The sequence below is a fragment of the Nonomuraea sp. NPDC050383 genome (assembly GCF_044459125.1).
Classification (GTDB): domain Bacteria; phylum Actinomycetota; class Actinomycetes; order Streptosporangiales; family Streptosporangiaceae; genus Nonomuraea.
This window is the reverse complement of record NZ_JBITIP010000003.1, coordinates 172,682-193,116: the sequence shown is the minus strand read 5'-3', so window position 1 is coordinate 193,116 and position 20,435 is coordinate 172,682. Positions and strand designations below refer to the sequence as shown.

Here is a 20,435-nt window from a genome sequence, read left to right as displayed (position 1 = left end):
GGCACCTGTCCGCAGCTCCACCGGCCAAACCCGCCCTCACGGCCGCGTCAGAGGGCGGCGCCGCCGTCCACCACCAGGTCGTGGCCGACCGCGAAGCCGGCCTCCGGCGAGGCGATCCAGAGGATCGCGCCCGCCGCCTCCTCCAGGGTGCCGACCCGTCCGGCGGGGAGCGAGTCGCGCATCCGCTCCGCGCGGTCCGCCTCCGTCTCACCCGGGCGCATCGACATCGTCGTGTCGTGCGCTCCCGGGCTGACGACGTTGATCCGGATTCCCTGCCGGATGTACTCCAGGGCCGCCGTGCGCGTCAGCGCGGCCACGGCCGCCTTGCTCGCCCCGTACGCCCCCAGGCCGGGGATGCGCTGGTGGGCGCCGATCTGCGAGGCGATGTTGACGATGACCCCGCCGCCGGCCGTGAGCATGTGGGCGATCTCGTACTTCATGGACAGCATGACGCCCGTGGTGTTGACCGCGAAGGTGAAGGCCCAGTCGTCCTCGTCGATCTCGGCTGCCTGCCCCGCCGTGAAGACCCCGGCGTTGTTGACGGCGACGTCCAGCGACCCGTACGTCGCGACGGCCCCGGCCACCAGCCGCTGCACGTCCGCGGCGCGGGTCACGTCGGCCGTGATCGCGGCGGCCCGGCCGCCGGCCTCCTCGGCCAGCTTCACGGTCTGCTCCAGCGGCTCCCTGCTCCGGCCGGCGACCACGACGCGTGCTCCCTCGCGGGCGAAGGCGAGCGCGGTGGCCCGGCCGATGCCGGAGCCGCCGCCGGTGACGAGCGCGACCTTATCTGCGAACCTCATGACGATCCTCTCGGTTGTGGGTGTTCTCGTCGCGCGGGCTGCGGCCGGCGAAGCCGGTCAGCGCCGCGGTCAGGATGAAGAGCAGTGCGGTGGCGGCCAGCGCGAAGCCGTATCCGTGGGTGACGGCGGCCGGATCCCGATGCGGGCCGGTGCGTGCCGCGGCGAGGGCCGCCAGCGCCGCCAGCCCGACGGTCGGCCCCACCTCCATCGCGGTGTTGACCAGCCCGGCCCCGAGCCCGTCCTGGCGGGCGGGCACGCCGTCGAGCGCCGTCACGGTCGCCCCCGACAGCGCCAGCCCGGAGGCGACCGGGAAGAGCAGCAGCCCGGCGAGCACCACTCCGGCGTACGGGGTGCCCGGCTCGATCAGGCTGAGCAGCCCCATGGAGAGCGCCCCGAGTCCGAGCCCGCACACGGTCACCGCGCGGGCGCCGAGGCGCCCGATGAGCCGTCCCGACACCGGCCCCATGGCGAGCACCAGCAGGTACGGGGCGAACGCGGCGCTGGTCTGCAGCGGTGTCAGGCCGCGTACCTGCTGGAGCCAGAGCGTCAGGAAGAACGTGGTGGTCGCGCTGGCGGCGGCCGTGACGAGGACGGCGACCAGCGCCGCGGACCGGCGGGGCGAGGCCAGGAAGCCCAGGGGGAGCAGCGGTTCGGCCGCGCGGAGCTCCACGGCGGCGAACGCCGCCAGCAGCAGCCCGCCGGCGCCCGCCACGATCGGCGCGGCGTACAGCAGTCCGAAGCTCAGCGTCACCATGCCCGCGGTCGCCAGGACCGCTCCGGGCACGTCGAGCCGCGGCGCCCGGCCGGAGGTCTCGCCGGCGGCCCGGTCCGGGAGCAGCCGGGCGGCGGCCACGACGGCGGCCGAGGCCGCGATCGGGATGGCGAAGGCCCATCGCCATGACGCCAGGGCGGCGATCACACCGGACAGCAGGCTGCCCGCCGTCGCGCCGGTCACCGACAGCGTCCCCCACACGGCCATCGCCCGTGGCCGGCGCTCCTCCGGCACCACCTGCCGGACCAGCGCCATGGCCGCCGGAGCCGTGATCGCGGCCCCCACGCCCTGGGCGAACCGCGCCAGGAGCAGGACGAGGTGCCCGGGCGCCAGCGCGGCCGCGGCCGAGGCGACCCCGAACACGGCCACGCCGGTCAGGAAGGCGCGGCGGTGCCCGTACAGGTCGCCAAGCCTTCCCCCGAGCAGGAGCAGGCCGCTGAACGACAGCCCGTAGGCCGAGTTGAGCAGCGCCAGGTCGGCCGGATCCAGGCCGAGCTCACGCTGGATGGACGGGAGCGGGACGACGAGGAGCGTGATCGACGCGATGAGGACGACTTGAGAGCCGGCGAGCACGATGAACGCCGGACCAACCGAACTAGACCGTTCGTTCCAGATAGAAGGCATGGCAAGGTCTTCCTCGTCTTCCAGAGGGGAGGCTTCAGAGCAGACTGAGGGCGTGGGCCGCCGCGTCGCGCATCCGCGCCGGATCGGCCGACGCCTTGCCCATGACACGCATCCCCTGCAGCAGCACCATGAGGAACCTGGCCAGCGCCCGCGGGTCCCGGTCCGGGGCGAGCTCGCCCTGCGCCCTGGCCCGGATGAGCGCCGAGGTCAGGGCCGTCTCCAGGCCCTCCCAGTTGCGGTCGACGAACCGGGACACCTCCTCGTCGCGCGGCATCAGCTCGGCCGCCGCGTTGACGATCATGCAGCCGCGTTTGCCCTCGTCGCTGGAGGACTGCCGGGCGTACATCTCGACCAGCTGCCGGACGGCCGGCAGTGCCGGGCCGGGCTGGGACAGCAGCTCGACGGGCGACGGGCTCTGCGCGTCCAGGTAGCGCTGGAGCGCCTTCATGTAGAGCTCGTGCTTGCCGCCGAACGTCGCGTACAGGCTGGCCCGGCCGATGCCCAGCCGCTCGACCAGGTCGGCCATCGAGGTGCCCTCGTAGCCCCGCTCCCAGAACAGCTCCAGTGCCGCGTCGAGCGCCGCGCTGGGATCGAACTCCTTGCTCCTGGCCATGCTCGAACCCTAGCCCTTACTGGAACGATCGGTCAATTGAGGCGATGTCAACGCGCGGACCGCCCTTGTCCCGGACGAAGAAGAACGTTTTAATACACCCTGGCGCGGCCACGCGTCCCCGAACGCCGTCCCCGCGAGGAGCCCCCCTGTGATCATCTACGGCGGCGACTGGAACCCCGAGCAGTGGCCCGAGGAGACCTGGGCCGAGGACGTCGCCCTCATGCGCGAGGCCGGGGTGAACCGGGTCAGCGTCGGCATCTTCTCGTGGGCGTTCCTGGAGCCGGAGGAGGGCAGGTTCGACTTCGGCCTGCTCGACAAGGTCATGGACCTGCTCCACGCCAACGGCGTGCAGGCGTGCCTGGCCACCCCGACGGCCGCCCCGCCCCCGTGGTTCGGCCACACCTATCCCGAGGCGCTGCCCGTCGACGCCGACGGCCGCAGGCTGTACCACGGCAGCAGGCAGGGCTTCTGCCCCAGCTCGCCGATCTACAAGGAGCGGGCGCTGCGCATCGCCGAGCAGGTGGCCCGGCGCTACCGCGACCACCCGGCGCTGGCCATGTGGCACATCCACAACGAGTACGGCTGCCACAACGCCCGCTGCCACTGCGACGCCTCCGCCGCCGCCTTCCGCGTCTGGCTGCGCGGGCGCTACGGCACCCTCGACGCGCTCAACGACGCCTGGGGCACCGCCTTCTGGTCGCAGCGCTACAGCGACTGGGAGCAGATCCTGCCGCCCCGGGCGACCCCCACGTTCACCAACCCGGGCCAGCAGCTCGACTTCCGCCGGTTCAGCTCCGACGCGCTGCTCGACCTCTTCCGGGCCGAGCGCGACCTGCTCGCCGGCATCACCCCCGGCGTCCCCGCCACCACCAACCTCATGGCCGGGATGCACTGGGAGATGGACTACTGGTCGTTCGCCCCCGAGGTGGACCCCGTCGCCACGGACCACTACCTCATCGGCGAGGACCCCCACATCCACCTCGCGTTCTCCGCCGACTTCGCCCGCTCGCTGAGCGGCGGCCGCCCGTGGCTGCTCATGGAGCACTCCACCAGCGGCGTCAACTGGCAGGGATACAACCGCGCCAAGCGGCCCGGCGAGATGCTGCGCAACTCCGTCCAGCACCTCGCCAGGGGAGCGGACGCGATCATGTTCTTCCAGTGGCGGGCCTCCCGGGCCGGCGCCGAGAAGTGGCACTCGGGGATGGTCCCGCACACGGGCACCGACACGAAGATCTGGCGCGAGGTGACCGCCCTCGGCGCGCTGCTCAAGGACCTGGCCGAGGTGGAAGGCAGCACGGTCACCGCCGACGCCGCCGTCCTGCTCGACTACGCCAGCGTCTGGGCGGAGGACCACCCGGCCCAGCCGACCGCCGACCACGACCCGGTCGAGGTGATCCGCCAGTGGTACGGCGCGCTCTGGAAGGCCGGCGTCACCTGCGACGTCGCCCACCCGGAGGGCGACCTGTCCGCGTACAAACTGCTCGTCGTGCCCGCCCTCTACCTGATCAGCGACCGGGGCGCGGCGAACATCGAGCGGTTCGTGGCGGCCGGCGGCACCGTCCTCGTCGGCCCGTACAGCGGGATCGTGGACGAGCACGACCGGGTGCGGCTGGGCGGCTACCCGGGGGCGTTCCGCGACCTGCTCGGGGTGACGGTCGAGGAGTTCTTCCCGCTCGCCGCCGGCGAGTCGGTGACGCTCGCGGGCGGAGGCGCCGGCACGGTGTGGAGCGAGCTCGCGCACGCCACCACCGCGAAGGTCCTCGACGTCCACACCAGCGGGGAGCCCGCCTGGACCCGCAACGCGTGGGGCGACGGCACGGCCCACTACCTGACCACGCTGCCCGACGGCGACCTGCTGGGCCGCGTGGTGGCCGAGGTCTGCGCGGACGCCGGGGTCGGCACCACGTCCCATCCGGGTGTCGAGCTCGTACGGCGGGCGCACCCGGACGGCCGGTCGTACCTGTTCGCCATCAACCACACGGAGGCCGGCGCGACGGTGCCGGCCACCGGCGTCATGCTCCCCGGTGGCCTGCCGGTGGACGGCGCGCTCACGGTCCCCGCGGGGGAGGTGCGCGTCGTCCGCGAGGCTCCGCCCGCCTGACCGCGCGGTGCCTCCCGCTCGACCGTTTCCTGACCTGACTACGTAGGTACTGGCGTCTAGGTACCGAAATAGGGATTTATCCCGTGGCTCTGTTGCCGTTCGCCGGGCAAGCTGAGTGCTTAGACATGGGCTCAACCGAAGGAGAGAGGTACGAGCCATGTGCCAGCATCAGCCGCCGTGTCCACCGGCGGACGACCCGAGTCACGACGCGGCCCGCCTGGTCGCCTTCCATCCCGAGCAGGGATGGGGCCTCCTCTGCAACGGCGTGGTGATCTTCGAGGACACGGGGGAGCTGCTGCCGGACGGCCGGAGCATCTCCACGGGCCCCGTGTGCTGTGGAACGGCCGCCTGAGGCGGCGCGTGGAACGGCCGCCTCAGGCGGCGGAGCGCGAAAGGAACAGGTATCCCGTGCGCAGGATCCAGATCCGCAAGTCCAAGAAGCCGAGCACCGGAGACCCCGGCCCCGACCTGCGGACTCCATCCGGACGCCGCCTGCCGTACTGACCGGGCGCGCCGCCCCGCGGATGAGCGCCGTGGGGGACGCCTCAGCCCGAACCGCCGTCGTGCTCGTTCATCCAGACCGCCACCTGGGCCCGCGAGCGGAAACCGAGCTTGCTCATGATGTGCTCGATGTGACTTTCCGCGGTGCGCTGCGAGATCACCAAAGCCGAGGCGATCTCCTTGTTGGACAGGCCCCGGGTGACGAGCCGGGCGATCTCCATCTCCCTCCGGGTGAGGGGTGCGGACCCTCCCTTGGAGGCGGGGCGCTCGCCGCCGCCGGTGGGCTCGCCGACGCGTTCGTCCCTCTGGAGCGCGTAGTCGAGCGCGTCGTCGTACGACAGCCGGGCGCCCTCCTCGAAGGCCGCCTCGAAGGCGGACCGGCCGAGCGCCTCCCGGGCGAGGCGCTCGCAGTCGTCGTGGTAGCGGGCCAGGTGCCCGTAGCCGGACAGCGGCGCGCCGATCGCCTCCCACACCGCCCGTAGGGCGCCCAGCAGCCGCGCCGCCCGCTCGTGGTTCTGCTCGGTGGCGGCGATCCAGGCCAGCACCTCCAGGTTCACCCCGGCGCCGAGCGGGTCGCCGACCGCGCGGTTGAAGGTCAGGCTCTGCGTCTCCAGCTCGAAGGCCCGCCGCGGGTCGCCCTGCCGCCACACGTCCACGCCGAGCGCCATCATCATGTACGCCTTGTGCCAGCCCTCCCCGTGCGCGTCGGCCAGGGCGAGGCACTCGTCGCCCATCGCGATGGCACGCGCGGAGTCGCCGCGGAAGGAGTGCGCCAGGGAGAGCCGGATGAGGGCCAGCGTGGTGCCCACCGGGTCACCCGTGGCGCGGTGCCGGGCCAGGGCCTGCTCGTAGAGCTCGATGGCCGTGTCCGTGTCGCCCTCGTACATGGCGATCATCCCGGAGTACAGCGAGACGTAGGCGAGCACGCCCTCCAGCTCCAGCCGCTCGCCCAGCGTCTGGCTCTCCTTCAGCAGCGCCGCGGCGGCCGGGACGTCGGCCTGGATGATGGCCAGCCAGCTTCCGGCCCACAGCGCCCGCGCCCGCGTCTCGGGGCTCCCGGCGCCGGCGGCGAGCGCGCGGTCCAGCCAGCGGCGGCCCTCGCCCAGGTAGTAGCCGGTGATCCAGTGGTAGAGGAGGTCGGCGGCCATCTCCAGGCAGGCCCCGGCCTCCTCGGCGTTGTCGAGGCAGCCTTGGAGCGCGGCGTGCAGGTTGGCGTGCTCGTGGCGCAGCCGGGTGAACCACGAGACCTGCGACGGCCCGAACAGCTCCGCCCGTGCCTGGGCGGCGAGCTCCCGGTAGTAGGCGCGGTGCCGCCGCTGCAGCTCGGCGTCCTCTCCCTGGGCGGCGAGCCGTTCGAGGCCGTACTGGCGGATGATCTCCAGCAGCCGGTAGCGGACCCGCGAGCCGTTCTCCTCCCTGATCAGGATCGACTTGGCGACCAGCCCGCACACGAGGTCCAGCACCTCCTCGCGGTCGATGCCGGCGCCGGAGCAGACCGCCTCGGCGCCCTCCAGGTCGAGGCCGCCCGCGAAGACCGACGCGCGCGCCCACAGCAGCCGCTCCTTCTCCGAGCACAGCGCGTAGCTCCAGTCGATGAGGGCGCGCAGCGTCTGGTGGCGCGGCGCCTCGGCCGGCGACCCGGCGGTGAGCAGCCGGAACCGGTCGTCCAGCCGGTCGAGGAGCTGCCGCACCGACAGGGCGCGCAGCCGGACGGCGGCCAGCTCGATGCCGAGCGGCAGGCCGTCGAGCCGGTGGCAGATCTGCAGGACGACGTCGCGGTTGTCCTCGGTGAGGGCGAACGACGGCAGGACGGCCATGGCCCGCTCGGTGAACAGGCGCACGGCGTCGGAGCGCGCCAGCGACTCGATGGACAGCTCCGACCCGTCGGCGTCCGGCACGGACAGCGTCGGGACCGGCATGATCCGCTCACCCGCGAAGCCCATCGCCTCGCGGCTGGTGGCCAGGATGTGCAGCCGGGGCGCGGCGCGCAGCAGCTCCTCGGCGAGGACGGCGCACGCGCGGACCAGGTGCTCGCAGTTGTCCAGGATGATCAGCGCGTGCTTGTCGCGCAGGTGGTCGGCGAGAATCCGCAGCGGGGGATCGGCGCTCTGGCGGCGGATCTCCAGCGCCTCGACCACGACCTGCGCCAGCAGGTCGGGGTTCTCCAGGGAGCCCAGCTCCACGAACCACACGCCGCCGCGGAAGTCGCGGGCCACGTCGAGCCCGACCCGCAGGGCGAGCCGGGTCTTGCCGACGCCGCCCACCCCGGTGAGCGTGACGGTCCGTGACGTGGACAGGAGTCGCTTGACCTCGGCCACCTCGTGCCGACGCCCTACGAAGCTGGTCACCTCGGCGGGCAGCCTGACGTACTGCTGCCGCCTGGACTCGTTCATCGCCAGCATCATGCATGCCCCGCCGGCCCGGGCCACCGGGTATCACCCGGGCCTTCACTTCAGGTTATGCGCTGGTCACCGCCGGTGGGAAGCCGGGGCGGGCCCGCCCGGGGGCGGGTCCGCTCATCCCTTGAGGCCGCTGGCGAAGCCCTTGATGACGTACCGCTGGAGCAGCAGGAACGCGACGACGATCGGCAGCGCCCCGAGCACCAGGCCGGCGAAGACCAGGCCGTGGTCGGAGACGTACTGGCCGACGAAGGCGAAGACGCTCACCGGGATCGTCTCGAATCCCGACCCGCCCAGGTACAGCAGCGGGGTGAAGAAGTCGTTCCAGATGAACACGGCGTTGAGGATCAGCACTGTGCCCGTGATGGGCCGCAGCAGCGGGAAGACCACCTTGGTGAAGGCGGTGAAGTGGGATGCGCCGTCGATCTGGGCGGCGTGGGCGTAGTCGCGCGGCAGAGCCCGGATGAAGCCCGTGTAGAGGAACACGGTGAACGGGAGCTGGATCCCCGTGTAGAAGATGATCATCCCGGTGTGGGAGCCGATCAGCCCGAGGTCGGTCACGAGCTGGTAGAGCGGGATCATGCCGAGCTGGAACGGCAGCACGATGCCGAGCAGGAACAGCACGTACAAGCCGTAGCCCATCCGGCTCTTGGCGCGGGCCAGGTAGTAGGCCGCGAACGAGCCGAGCGCCACCAGCGCGACGAGGCTGACCACGGTGATCACCGTGCTGTTGACCAGCGACGGGCCGAGCGCGGCGGCGGTCCACGCCTTGCCGAAGTTGTCCAGCGTGGGCGGCGAGGGCAGCGACAGCGGGGTGTGCGAGATCTGCGCCGGGTCCTTCAGCGACAGCGTGATCAGCGCGTACACCGGGAAGAGGAACGCCACGGCCACCGCGACCATGACGATCTCCAGGAGGAACGTCCGCTTCACTGGGCCACCTCACGGTTGCGGAGATAGTAGAGCTGCACCATCGACACGGCCGCCACGAACAGCGCCAGCACCAGCGCGATCGCCGTGCTGTAGCCGAACTTGCCGAAGACGAACGCCTGCTTGTACAGGACCGTCGAGAGCGTCTCGGTGGCGTAGCCGGGGCCGCCGTTCGTGGCCGCGAAGACCTGGTCGAACAGCTTGAGCCCGCCGATCGTCGACAGCATCAGGTTGATGGTCAGCGACGGCGCCAGCAGCGGCCAGGTGACGTAGCGGAAGCGCTGCCACGTCCCCGCGCCGTCGATCATCGCCGCCTCGTGCAGCTCCGGCGGGATCCCCTCCAGCCCCGCCAGGAAGATGACCATCGAGTAGCCGGCGTACTGCCACACCACGGTGCCGGCGATGGACCACAGCGCCAGCGACGGGTTGCCGAGCCAGTCGATGTGGGTGCCGAGCAGGCCGTTGAGGCCCGCCGTCGGATCCGGGTTGTAGATGTACTTCCACAGGAAGGCCACCATGACCGGGCTGACCACGACGGGGGCGAAGAACACCACCCGCAGGACGGCACGGCTCTTCAGCTTGACGTGCACGCCGAGCGCGAGGAGCAGCCCCACGCCGTTCTGCACCGCGACGATGGTCACGGTCAGCAGCAGCGTGTTGCCGATCGAGCCCATGGCCTGGTCGTCGTGGAACATGGCCGTCAGGTTGGCCAGCCCGACGAAGGACTTCTCCTCGCCGATGCCGCTCCAGTCGGTGAAGGCGTAGAACATGCCGGCCAGGCTCGGGTACAGCACGACGGCGGCGTACACGAGCAGGGCCGGCAGGGCGAAGATCCACGAAGGGGTGAGCGAGCTGAACCTCCCCCACGGCCGGCGGGCCGTGGAGGGGAGGCTCCGGGCGACGTCCGTGGTCACTTGGCGTACGCCTCGTCCATCTTCTTGAGGGCGTCGTCGATCTTCGTCTTGCCGGCCAGCAGCTCCTGGACGACCGCGAAGTGCACGGGCTGCACCTCGGCGTTCGGCCAGCGCTGGTCCATGAACGGCACCGCGCGGTCCTTGGTGAACGGCAGGAACGACTGCACGGCCGGGTCGATGGTGGAGCTGGCGTCCTGGGTGAGCGGGATGGCGGAGATGGCCTTGGCCCAGCGGTTGATGCTCTCCTGCTTGCCGAGGAAGTCGATGAACGCCTTGGCCTCGGCCGCGTTCTTGCCCTTGGCGGCGGCGCCCAGGCCGACCACCACGCCGGCGGGGATCCACACCTGGTCGGCGGAGTCGGCGCCCGGCACGGGGAACATCGACAGGTCGTCGGGCGAGGCGGCGGCCTTGCGGAAGTCGGGCAGCACGGCGGAGACCTGGATGGCCATGGCCGCCTTGCCGGTGGCCACCATCGAGGTCTGCTGCTCGAACGTGGTGCCGTTGGGGTTGTCGTTGAAGAAGCCGCGCTTCTGCAGCTCCAGGTACATCTCCATGGCGTCGCGCCAGCCCGACTGGGCGAAGCTGGCCTGCCCGGCGAGCTGCTTGTCGTCGAAGGTGGGGTCCTTGGCGTACACGGTGGAGGGCACCAGCGCGTACGTGATGAGCTGGGTGACCCACGGCGTCTGGGCGCCGAGCGCGATCGGGGTGATCCCGGCCTTCTTCAGCTTGTCGCACACGGAGAGGAACTCGGTCCACGTGGTGGGCGGCGCCTCGATGCCGGCCTTCGCGAACGCCTTCTTGTTGTAGACGGCGCCGATGACCGAGGAGCCGGCCGAGTACATGTAGGTCTTGCCGTCCATCTGGAAAGCCGGCTTGAACCCGGTCGGGATGGTCTGGGTCCACGCCTGGTCGGACAGGTCGGCGAGCAGGCCGGCCTTGGCGATCTGGCTCATCGACATGGCGCTGCCGTTGCCCGGGTAGACGACGTGCAGGTCGGGGGCGTTGCCGGCGCCGAGCTGCGTACGGACCGAGGTCTGCACCTGGTCGGTCGGCGCGAAGGAGGTGGACAGGGAGACGCTGGGCTTGGCCTGCTTGTAGGCGGCGACCAGCTCGTCCATGGGCGCCTTCTGGTCGGCGACGCCGACGAACCTGAGCTGGGTGGCGGCGGGCCGGCCGCCCTGCGCGGTGGTGGCCTCCGGCTTGGTGGAGCAGGCGGTGGCCGCGGCGGCCGCTGCGAGCCCGCCCATCATGCGGAAGAACTGGGCGCGGCTCATGCGGGCTTCGCGTAGGTCGGTCATGGGGTCTCCTCCGTACAACTCCCACGCGGCGGGGGGTGGGGTGGCATGCGAACGTTTTAATTGGGAGGGTCGTTGATGCGCTGCGGTTACGGGCGGCATCGGGGGGTGGCGTTAAATCTAACGCTAAAACGTGTGAACTTGTGATGTTGCGTGGAGACTATGAGGCACTCCCCGAGGTGTCAAGGGTGTGAGAGATTGAGTCGCCGTAACAAACAGACATGGGCATCGAGGCATGGGAGCGCAGCAGGTGAAGTCGCGTCCACGCGCGGCCAGCGGGGCCAGCAGACGCCAGGCGATGGCCGAGCATGTCATGCGCCAGGGCTCGGTCTCGATGGCGGAGCTCGCCGAGACCTTCGAGGTGAGCGTGATGACCGTCCACCGTGACCTGGACGTGCTGGAGACCCAGGGCATGGTGCGCAAGTTCCGTGGCGGGGCCAGCGCCCAGGCGACCAGCGTGTTCGAGAGCAACATCGCCTACCGCAAGACCGCCCAGACCGCGGAGAAGGAGGCGATCGCCAGGCATGTCGTGGGACTGATCGAGCCGGGCAGCTCCGTCATGTTCGACGACTCCACGACCGCGCTGGCCGTCGCCCGGCACCTGAGCGAGGTCACCCCGCTCACCGTGGTGACCAACTTCCTGGAGGCCATCCGGCTGCTGGCGCCCGTGCCCGGCATCCGGCTGATGGCGCTCGGCGGCGAGTACTACCCGACGCACGACTCGTTCCTCGGGGTGGCCTGCGTCGACGCGGTCGAGGCGATGAACACCGACACGGTCGTGGTCTCCACCTCGGCCGTGTCCGACCGGCACGCCTTCCACCAGGAGCAGGAGATCGTGCTGGTCAAGCGGGCCATGCTGGCCTCCGGCACGCGCTGCGTCCTCGCGGTGGACCACACCAAGCTCGACCGGGTGGCCCTGCACCGGGTGGCCCCGCTGGAGGCGTTCGACGTCATCGTGGTCGACTCCCGCGCCCCCGCCGAGGCGATCCAGCGGCTGCGCGACCAGCACCACCGGGTGGACGTCGCCGAGGTCACCGAGCCGTAGCGCCCCCGTGCGCCCGTGTCACCAGGCGACGGGCAGCGAGGTCAGCCCGTACACGACGTGGAAGGAGCGGAAGGCGGGCCCCGGCTCGGCCAGGCGCAGGCCGGGGAACCGGCGCAGCAGCGCCGGGAACGCGATCCGCATCTCCATGCGGGCCAGCGGCGCGCCCAGGCAGTGGTGGACGCCGTGGCCGAAGGCCACGTGGCCGGGCGCCCCGCGCGTGATGTCCAGCGCGTCCGGGTCGGGCAGCAGCTCCGGATCGCGGTTGGCGGTCGGCAGCGCGCAGATCACCATCTCCCCGGCCCGGATCGCGTGGCCGGCGATCTCGGTGTCCACGGCCGCCACCTTGCTGGTGCCGGAGTGGACGATGCTGAGCCAGCGCAGCAGCTCCTCCACCGCGGCGTCGGCCCGCTCGGGGTCCTCGCGCAGCATGCGGAGCTGGTCCGGGTGGCGCAGCAGCGCCAGCGTGCCGAGGGAGAGCATGTTGGAGGTCGTCTCATGGCCGGCGAACAGCAGCAGGCTGCCGATGCCGGTCAGCTCGGCCGCCGTCACCTCGCCGCCGTGCTCGCGCACCAGCATGCCCAGCAGCTCCTCGCCGGGGTCGGCCATGATCCGCGCGACCAGCTCGGACATGTAGGCGCGTGACTCCAGCTGGAGCTCGATGCGCTTCTCGATGGGCACCGACACGTCCAGCATCCGGCTGGTGCGGTGCTGGAAGCCCTCCCGGTCGGCGTAGGGGACGCCCAGCAGCTCGCAGATCACCAGTGACGGGATCGGCAGCGCGAACGCCTGCACCAGGTCGGCCGGCGGTCCGGCCTTCTCCATCGCGTCCAGATGCTCCTCGACGATGCTCGTCACGCGTGGCTCCAGGCGGCGCATCCGGCGGAGCGTGAACTCGGGCGTCAGGAGCCGCCGCAGCCGCGTGTGCTCCGGAGGGTCGTGGGCGAGCAGGTTGCCCGCCCGCAGGACGGCCAGCTCCTCGTCGCTGACCGGCGGCGCGCCGGGCAGCCGGGCCAGGCCGAGCTGGGACAGCGGGAAGCGCTCGGCGTCGCCCAGGACCGCGCGCACGTCGGCGTGGCGGGTGACCAGCCACGCCTCGACGCCGAACGGCGTGGTGACCCGCCTGACGCCCTCGTCGTCGCGCAGCGCGCCCAGCTCGGGGATGGGGTCGAACCCGTCCCGACGCATGTGCAGCGGCATCATCGAGGTGTCCGTCATGTGTCCCCCCGGGTGACCGGTGATCCTGACCGCTCCTGACCGCTCCTGACCATGACGGTACCAACGCCTCGCCCACATGCAAGATCCACACGCGAACCCGATTCTCGCGACGGCTCTGACCTGCGACGATCTCGCCGGATGGGGTAGGGGGATGGGCGTACGCTGAGTTCTGTCGGCCGGTGACGAGGAAGGGGACCCCGCCGCCGGATTGTGGAGCAGTCATGACGTCACGGGGAACGGACGGCTGGACCGCCGGCGGGTTGCCGGCCGAGTTGACCAGCTTCGTGGGCCGCCGGCAGGACATCGCCGAGGTCAAGCGTCTGCTGGCCGGCTCCAGGCTGGTGACCCTCGCCGGCGTGGGCGGGGTCGGCAAGAGCCGGCTGGCCCTGCGGGTCGCCGCCGAGGTGCGGCGCGCGTTCCGCGACGGTGTGTGCCTGGTCGAGCTGGCCGCGCTGGAGAGCTCCGAGGTGCTGGTCCAGGCGGTGATCGAGAACCTGCGGATCGTGGACCACTCCTCCCGGGAGCCGATGGACGTCCTGGCCGACCATCTGCGCGACCGTCAGATCCTCATGGTCCTGGACAACTGCGAGCACCTGCTGCACGAGTGCGCGGTGCTCGCCGCCACACTCGTACGCGCCGCGCCCGGCCTGCGCATCCTCGCCACCAGCAGGCAGGCGCTCGGCGCCCCCGGCGAGCAGACCATGGTGGTCCCGGCGCTGCCGGTGCCCGGGATGAACGGGCAGCGGCCCGGCGGGGAGCCGCCCGAGCGGTCCGACGCGATGCGGCTGTTCGCCGAGCGCGCCCGGGCCGTCGTGCCCGACTTCGAGATCACCGACGCGAACCGGGAGACCGTCACCCGCATCTGCCGGGGCCTGGACGGAATCCCGCTGGCCATCGAGCTGGCGGCCGTGCGGCTGCGCGTCATCTCCGCCGAGCAGCTCCTCTCCCGGCTGGAGGACCGCTTCGGGCTGCTCACGACGGGCTCGCGGGCGCGGCTGCCGCGGCAGCAGACGCTGAGGGCGCTCATCGACTGGAGCCACGCCCTGTGCACCGAGCAGGAGAGGCTGCTGTGGGCGCGCCTGTCGGTCTTCTCCGGCAGCCTGGATCTGGAGGCCGCGGAGTACGTCTGCGCCGGTGACGGCATCGCCGCCGAGGAGATCGTCGACGTGGTCATCGGCCTGGTGGAGAAGTCCATCCTGCTGCGCGAGGAGCACGGCTCCATGGTGCGCTTCCGGCTGATGGAGACGATCCGCCAGTACGGCCGCGACCGGCTGCGCGAGTCCGGCGAGGAGGGGGAGCTGCGACGCCGGCACCGCGTCTGGTACCACGACCTCGCGACGCGGATGCACCAGGCGTGGTTCGGCCCCGACCAGGTGACCTGGTACCGGCTCATGCGCCTGGAGCACGACAACGTCCGCTCCGCGCTGGACTACTGCGTGTCCACGCCGGGGGAGGCCGAGGCGGGCATGACCCTGGCCGCCGCGCTGCGCTACTACTGGATCGCCGCCGACTCGCCGCGCGAGGGGCGCGGCTGGCTCGACCGGCTGCTCGCCGTCGACGCCGCCCCGGTGCGGGCGCGCGCACGGGCGCTGTGCCTCGACGCGCGGCTCGCGGTGCTGCAGAGCGACTTCGGCGTGGCTGTCGGCCTGCTGGCCGAATGCCGCGAGCTGAACCGCGAGCTCGGCGACGACGGGATCACGGGAGCCGCCGCCTACGTCGGGGGACTCGCGGCGGTCCTCCAGAGCGAGCTGCCCGAGGCGCTGGACCTGCTCGGTGAGGCGCTGGAATGCGGCCGGGCCACCGGTGACCAGATGCTCGTGGCCAACTCGCTCATCTACCTCGGGACGGCCCGGTCGCTGCTGGGCCGCGCCGACGAGGCGGTGGACAGCTTCGAGGAGTGCCTGCGCCTGTGCGAGACGCGCCGGGAGCGCTGGTTCCGCTCCTACACCCTGTGGACGTACGGGATAGAGGTGTGGAAGCAGGGCGACACGCGGCGCGCGGTGGAGATGGAGCGCGAGGCCATCAGGCTCAAGGAGCCGTTCAAGGACCCTCTGGGCATCGCGCTGTGCGCCGAGGCCCTGGCCTGGATGGCGGCCGGAGAGGGCGACGGGCGGCGGGCCGCGACGCTGCTCGGCGCGCTGGAGGAGATGCGGCGGGCGTTCGGCGGGCCGCTGTTCGGTCACCTGTCCGACTACCACGACGCGTGCGAGCAGGCGGCGCGGGCGGCCATCGGCGACCGCAGGTTCGAGACGGCCTTCCGCAAGGGAGCCACGATGACCCCCGCCCAGGTGATCGCGTACGCGCTGCGGGCCGACAGGAGCACCGGCGAGCGCCCGCGCGAATCCTCGCCGCTGACCAGGCGCGAGATGGAGATCGCCCGGCTCGTCGCCCGGGGCATGAGCAACAAGGCGATAGCGGCCTCCCTGGTGATCGCCCAGCGTACGGCCGAGGGACACGTCGAGAAGATCCTCAGCAAGCTCGGCTTCAGCTCGCGCGTGCAGATCGCGGCCTGGATCGGCCGGCAGGACCTGCCCGTGGACGAGCCGTGGTCAGGAGGTGCGTCATGAGACCGTTCACGGACGGCGACCATGCCCGGCCAGGCCCCGTCAAGGAGGTGTCGAGCTTCGTCGGCCGCAGGAGCGAGCTGGCCGCCGCGCGCAGGATCCTGGTCAGGGCCCGGCTCCTGACGCTGACCGGCACGGGCGGGGTGGGCAAGACCCGGCTGGCGCGGCGGATCTGCGAGAGCCTGCGCGCCGCGTACAAGGACGGCGTCCTGGTGGTCGAGCTCGGCACCCTGGAGACCGGCGACCTGCTGGGGCCGACCGTCGCCGCCGCCCTGGGGCTGCGCGACCAGGGGCCCGACCCCACGGCGCTGCTGGTGGACTACCTGTCGGACAAGCGCATGCTGCTCATCCTCGACAACTGCGAGCACCTGCTGCCCGACTGCGCCCGCCTGGTGGACCGGATCCTGCGCGGCGCGCCCCGCATGCGGGTGCTGGTGACCAGCCGGCAGATCCTCGGCGTGTACGGCGAGCAGGTCCTCGCGGTGCCGTCGCTGCCCGTGCCCGACCCCGGCAGCCCGGCCCGGGAGATCGCCCGCCACGACTCGGTGCGGCTCTTCACGGACCGTGCCGCCAGCGTGCAGCCGGGGTTCGCCGTGGACGCGCGTAACGCGGCCACCGTGGCGCGGCTCGCCCAGCGCCTCGAAGGCATCCCGCTGGCCATCGAGCTGGCCGCCGTGCGGCTGCGCACGCTGCGGCTCGACGGGCTGATGCGGGAGCTGGACGACTTCCTGGAGGTCCCCGTCGCGGGGAGCGCCGTCACGCTCCCGCGCCACCGCACGCTCCGCGCGACCATGGACTGGAGCTACCGGCTGTGCTCGCCGCCGGAGCAGCGGCTCTGGGCCCGGCTGTCGATGTTCCCCGGCAGCGTCGACCTGGACACCGCCGAGGCGGTCTGCGCGGGCGACGGCATCGCCTGCGCCGAGGTGTTCGACCTGATCGCGGGGCTGGTGGACAAGTCCGTCCTGGTCAGCGAGTACGCCGAGGGTGGGACGCGGTACCGGATGCTGGAGTGCATCCGGGGCTACGGTGGCGAGTGGCTCCAGCCGGAAGAGAGGCGGGCGCTGCGGCTGCGCTACATCGACCACTACCGCGACCTGGTGAGCGGCCACCGGGTCGACGAGCTCGTCCCCGAGCAGCTCGACCGCTACCTGCTGCTCCAGCGCGAGCAGCCCAACGTGCGCGCCGCCCTGGAGCTGTGCCTGGGCGAGCCGGACACGGCCGTCGTGGGCCTGGAGACGGCCTCGACGATGTGGTCGTTCAGCCTGCCCACGGGCTCGCTGACCGAGGGGCGGTACTGGCTGGAGCGCGGCCTGGACCTCGCGTCCGCCCCCAGCCACTCCCGCGCCACGGCGCTGTGGGTCGACAGCATGCTGGCCCTCCGCCAGGGCGACGTGGCCGGGGCCATGCCCCGGCTGGAGGAGAGCCACGCGTTCGCGCTGAGCACCGGGGACGAGCGGCTCCTGCCGTACGTCATCCGCATCTCGGGGCTCGCCGCGTACGTCGCCGGAGACGTACGGCGCGGGCTGGAGCTGCTGGAGGAGTCGCTCGTCCTGCACCGCGCCGTGGACGACGTGGCCGGAGTGGCGCTCGACCTCTACTTCGCGGCCACCTACGGCTCGGTCCACGACTCGGCACGGGCCGCCGCGCACGGGGAGGAGCTGCTGGCGCTGTGCGAGGAGCGGCGGGCGGCCGTGTCCCGCGGCTACGCCCAGCTCTCCCTGGGCATCGCCGCCTGGAGCCTGGGCGACCAGGATCGCGCCGAGTCGCTGGTGCGGGAGTCCGCCGCGTTCACGGCGCGCATCAACGACCGGTGGTGCCTGACCCAGTGCCTGGAGGTGCTGGCGTGGATCGCCGGGGCGGGCGGCGACCACGCGCGAGCCGCCTGGGTGCTGGGTGCCGCGCACGCGCTGTGGCAGGCGGTGGACTCCTCGCCGACCCGGCTCTGGTACCACGCCGTCTGGCACGAGCGCTGCGCGGACCAGGCCCGCCGGGCGCTCGGGGACCGGGACTTCACCGCCGCCTTCCGCGACGGCGCCCGGCACAGCCTCGACCACACCGTCCTCGACAGGATCGACTCCGGGTCCCGCGCCTGAGCATGCCGTCCGAACCGGGAGTGCGGAACGGCGCGCACCTCCCCATGAGACCGAAGAGGCGCGGGGTCATTCGTCGGCTGGATCCGACGGCTCCACGGTCGGTGCGATCTGCAGTGGTGTCGCGGCCCCGCCGGCGATCTCCCGCCCCTGATTCAGGGTGTAGTCGAGCTGCCTGGCCAGGAGCGGGAGGGTCGCCGGTGGTAGATAACCATCAGCGCCGGCGTTGAGCAGCCGTCGGACCGGGCCGTAGTACTGAACTCCGAGTTCGTGGTCCTCGATCTCGGTGACGATGACGCGAGCTTTCGGGAACATCGATCGGAGCGCTGCGATCAACTGCGGGCTGCCTGGAGGTATCAGCAGCACATCGGTCGTCGCGGGAGCCGCGTGCATGTCGAGCACCACGTAGTCGGCCCCGAGCTGGGTGGAGAGCGCGACCCGAGCCGCGGTGGACAGCTCCATCGCGGTGGCCACGACTGTCACACTCTCGTAGTCGATCGGTGCCTCGTCGTCGGCCTCGTCCGGCGCGTCGCGATCGACGATGGCGCCCTGGACCACGTCGATGGTGCTGGAGATCGTCGCGATCGACGCCCCGTCACGCGTGAGGACCAGGTCCTCGCCAGGCTCGAGGGCGTCGATGAGCGCCACGACGTCCTCGGGAAGGCGGGTCACGTCGATGCGCCGCGTGGAGCGCGCGGCGCGTTTGCGGGTCACCATGCCTGGGAGACGCTCACGGCCGCGAGGCGTCCTGCGTCATGCGGTCGCCTGCCCCCGAGGTGTCGCCCAACCAGATGATCACATGAGTCCCTTCCGACGCCGTGCTCCTGTTGGATGCCACCGCACGTTCGTTGGTTCGCGGCCGCGCCGGAGTTTCTCTCGTCGGACGACGAGGTCTTGCCGGGAGCCTCCTGTCATCCGCCACCGCTCTGCGCACTCTTCCAGGTCCGCGCCCATCGACGGCGGGGAGGCTCAGGCGTTCCGGGACGCGGTGACCGCCATCGTCGTGTACTGCATGGTGAAGCCGCCTCCGGCCGCGTCCACGGCGGCTCCGACGGCCTCCAGCACCTCGGCCAGCTTGTCCGGTGGGAGCCGGGTGAGTCCGCCGGTGGTGGGCAGCAGGTCGAGCCATTCGTGGCGTGTGTAGTGCCGCTCCCAGTCGAATCGCCACTGCTCCGGCTCGCCGAACGCGGCGGCCTGCCGGATGCCGTCGGCGAACGTGGCGAACATCTGCCGGTAGATCTCCTGGCCCGGTCTCGGCGGGCCTGCGCTGAACGGCGAGTCGGGCACCACCTGCCGCAGTACGGCGGCGAACGCCTCCGCGATCGGGGCCGGAGGGTCGTACGCGTGGGCGAACACCGCCAGCAGGCCGCCGGGGCGCAGCACCTGAGCCGCCTTGGCCACGCCCGCGAGCGGGTCCACCCAGTGCCAGGACTGCCCGGCGACGACCGCGTCGAACGTGCGCCCGGCGGCATCCCAGTCCTCGAACGTCGCGACCTCGACCTCGACCCCGGTCCGGCGGGCGAACTCGGCCATCCGCGCGTCCGGCTCGATGCCCAGCACCTTGCAGCCGGCCGCCTGGAACTGGCGGGCTTCGATGCCGGTGCCGCAGCCGACGTCGGCGATGTCGGGACCGGGACTGGCGGCGATGATCCGTCGCACGAGGGCGTCGGGATAGGGGGGCCGGGCCCGGTCGTAGCGTTCGGTGTCGGTCCCGAACGATTCGGCCATCTGCCTGGCCTGATGGGATGACTGCTTCGAAGGCAGGGAGGGCTCCTGCGGCATAGTGGGCATGCGCCCACCATAGTGGGCGACTGCCCACTCGACAACCGGATAGCGTTTCGCGTAGAGCCAAGGTCGGATGTAGGGGAGAACGGGCGATGCCGACGGGAGTGGCCCTCCGAGACGTGCGGCAGCAGTTGTTCGCCGCCGCCGAGCGCGTCCTGTTCCGGGACGGGGCGAACGGGCTGACCAGCCGAGCCGTCACGGAGGAGGCGGGCGTCGCCAAAGGCGTCCTCCATCGGCACTTCGAGGACTTCGACGACTTCCTGGTCGAGCTGGTGCAGGAACGCATCGCCCGGCTCGACGGCCTGGCCGCGGACCTGCGCGGCTCGGCCGGGACCGGCACCGTCGCCGCCCACCTCACTGCGGCGCTGATCCGGCTGTTCGACCCGGTCACCGTGTCGGTCGTCAGTCTCATCATCTTCCGGGACGAACTGCGCGCCCGGTTGCGCCAGGTCCGGCCCGTGCCCGGTGTCCCGGTGCTGACGCAGGCCGCCGGTGTGATCGGCGCCTACCTGGGAGACGAGTGCGAGATGGGGCGCATCGCCGCGGACGCCGACGTGGACGCGCTCGCGCTCTGCCTGGTCGGGAGCGCGCACATGCTGTTCGCCGACCGGGAACAGGGTCCGCCGGACCCCGAGGCGGTGGGAAAGGTCGTGAACGCGGTCATCGCCGACGTCGTGCAGAGACGCCTGCTCTGACGTGCCGCTTGACCCCAACCGCGGTTGAGTGCCTCTTTCCGCCGACGCGGGCGCCGCTGGTGCTCCCGCCCGCGGTTCGACCGCACTACCCGGTT

At 71.9% G+C, this 20,435-nt stretch carries 16 protein-coding genes; 6 read left to right on the top strand and 10 right to left on the bottom strand.

Translation table 11 applies throughout. The features are described from left to right. Positions 1-47 precede the first annotated feature (47 nt). The 3 genes from ACIBG4_RS09160 to ACIBG4_RS09150 form a co-directional block, all read right to left on the bottom strand. Positions 48-800 (bottom strand): SDR family NAD(P)-dependent oxidoreductase, encoded by a 753-nt coding sequence (locus tag ACIBG4_RS09160; protein ID WP_397201380.1) that lies wholly within the window; start codon positions 798-800, stop codon positions 48-50. Further along, on the bottom strand, positions 784-2,145 hold the full coding sequence (locus ACIBG4_RS09155; protein ID WP_397201379.1) for an MFS transporter: 1,362 nt from the start codon (positions 2,143-2,145) through the stop codon (positions 784-786). Before ACIBG4_RS09155 ends, ACIBG4_RS09160 begins: the two co-directional genes overlap by 17 nt. A gap of 85 nt (positions 2,146-2,230) precedes the next feature. Then, a complete protein-coding gene (locus tag ACIBG4_RS09150) occupies positions 2,231-2,809 on the bottom strand; it encodes a TetR/AcrR family transcriptional regulator (protein WP_397201378.1) in 579 nt (192 codons plus the stop codon). A gap of 148 nt (positions 2,810-2,957) precedes the next feature. Between ACIBG4_RS09150 and ACIBG4_RS09145 the strand changes: the two genes are divergently transcribed. Continuing rightward, positions 2,958-4,910, top strand: a complete 1,953-nt coding sequence (locus ACIBG4_RS09145) for a beta-galactosidase (RefSeq protein WP_397201377.1) — start codon at positions 2,958-2,960, stop codon at positions 4,908-4,910. A 157-nt stretch (positions 4,911-5,067) separates the two neighbouring features. Beyond that, entirely contained in the window at positions 5,068-5,262 is a 195-nt protein-coding gene (locus ACIBG4_RS09140; RefSeq protein ID WP_310708137.1) for a DUF5999 family protein, read from the top strand. Between the two features lie 193 nt (positions 5,263-5,455). Here the strand turns inward: ACIBG4_RS09140 and ACIBG4_RS09135 are convergent, their stop codons facing one another. From ACIBG4_RS09135 to ACIBG4_RS09120, 4 genes are all read right to left on the bottom strand, one after another. After that, on the bottom strand, positions 5,456-7,804 hold the full coding sequence (locus tag ACIBG4_RS09135; RefSeq protein WP_397201376.1) for a LuxR C-terminal-related transcriptional regulator: 2,349 nt from the start codon (positions 7,802-7,804) through the stop codon (positions 5,456-5,458). Positions 7,805-7,927: 123 nt separating this feature from the next. Next, positions 7,928-8,740, bottom strand: coding sequence for a carbohydrate ABC transporter permease (locus ACIBG4_RS09130; RefSeq protein ID WP_310708139.1), 813 nt, complete (start codon positions 8,738-8,740; stop codon positions 7,928-7,930). After that, positions 8,737-9,651, bottom strand: a complete 915-nt coding sequence (locus tag ACIBG4_RS09125; RefSeq protein ID WP_310708140.1) for a sugar ABC transporter permease — start codon at positions 9,649-9,651, stop codon at positions 8,737-8,739. Before ACIBG4_RS09125 ends, ACIBG4_RS09130 begins: the two co-directional genes overlap by 4 nt. Continuing rightward, entirely contained in the window at positions 9,648-10,949 is a 1,302-nt protein-coding gene (locus tag ACIBG4_RS09120) for an extracellular solute-binding protein (protein WP_397201375.1), read from the bottom strand. The genes ACIBG4_RS09125 and ACIBG4_RS09120 overlap by 4 nt, the downstream gene beginning before the upstream one ends. Positions 10,950-11,244: 295 nt before the next feature. Here ACIBG4_RS09120 and ACIBG4_RS09115 point away from each other — a divergent pair, with 295 nt between their 5' ends. After that, positions 11,245-11,991: a DeoR/GlpR family DNA-binding transcription regulator gene (locus tag ACIBG4_RS09115; RefSeq protein WP_310708142.1), complete on the top strand. Its 747-nt coding sequence runs from the start codon at positions 11,245-11,247 to the stop codon at positions 11,989-11,991. Positions 11,992-12,009: 18 nt separating this feature from the next. Here ACIBG4_RS09115 and ACIBG4_RS09110 read toward each other — a convergent pair whose 3' ends face one another. Next, positions 12,010-13,206 (bottom strand): cytochrome P450, encoded by a 1,197-nt coding sequence (locus tag ACIBG4_RS09110; protein ID WP_397201374.1) that lies wholly within the window; start codon positions 13,204-13,206, stop codon positions 12,010-12,012. Positions 13,207-13,427: 221 nt separating this feature from the next. Between ACIBG4_RS09110 and ACIBG4_RS09105 the strand changes: the two genes are divergently transcribed. Continuing rightward, positions 13,428-15,773, top strand: coding sequence for an ATP-binding protein (locus ACIBG4_RS09105; RefSeq protein ID WP_397201373.1), 2,346 nt, complete (start codon positions 13,428-13,430; stop codon positions 15,771-15,773). After that, positions 15,770-17,863: an ATP-binding protein gene (locus ACIBG4_RS09100; RefSeq protein WP_397201372.1), complete on the top strand. Its 2,094-nt coding sequence runs from the start codon at positions 15,770-15,772 to the stop codon at positions 17,861-17,863. The genes ACIBG4_RS09105 and ACIBG4_RS09100 overlap by 4 nt, the downstream gene beginning before the upstream one ends. 66 nt (positions 17,864-17,929) lie before the next feature. Here the strand turns inward: ACIBG4_RS09100 and ACIBG4_RS09095 are convergent, their stop codons facing one another. Further along, positions 17,930-18,508, bottom strand: a complete 579-nt coding sequence (locus tag ACIBG4_RS09095) for a hypothetical protein (RefSeq protein ID WP_397201371.1) — start codon at positions 18,506-18,508, stop codon at positions 17,930-17,932. A gap of 321 nt (positions 18,509-18,829) precedes the next feature. Beyond that, complete coding sequence (locus ACIBG4_RS09090) at positions 18,830-19,651, bottom strand: class I SAM-dependent methyltransferase (RefSeq protein WP_397201370.1); 822 nt, start codon at positions 19,649-19,651, stop codon at positions 18,830-18,832. An 86-nt stretch (positions 19,652-19,737) separates the two neighbouring features. Here ACIBG4_RS09090 and ACIBG4_RS09085 point away from each other — a divergent pair, with 86 nt between their 5' ends. Continuing rightward, positions 19,738-20,340: a TetR/AcrR family transcriptional regulator gene (locus ACIBG4_RS09085; protein ID WP_397201369.1), complete on the top strand. Its 603-nt coding sequence runs from the start codon at positions 19,738-19,740 to the stop codon at positions 20,338-20,340. Positions 20,341-20,435 lie beyond the last annotated feature (95 nt).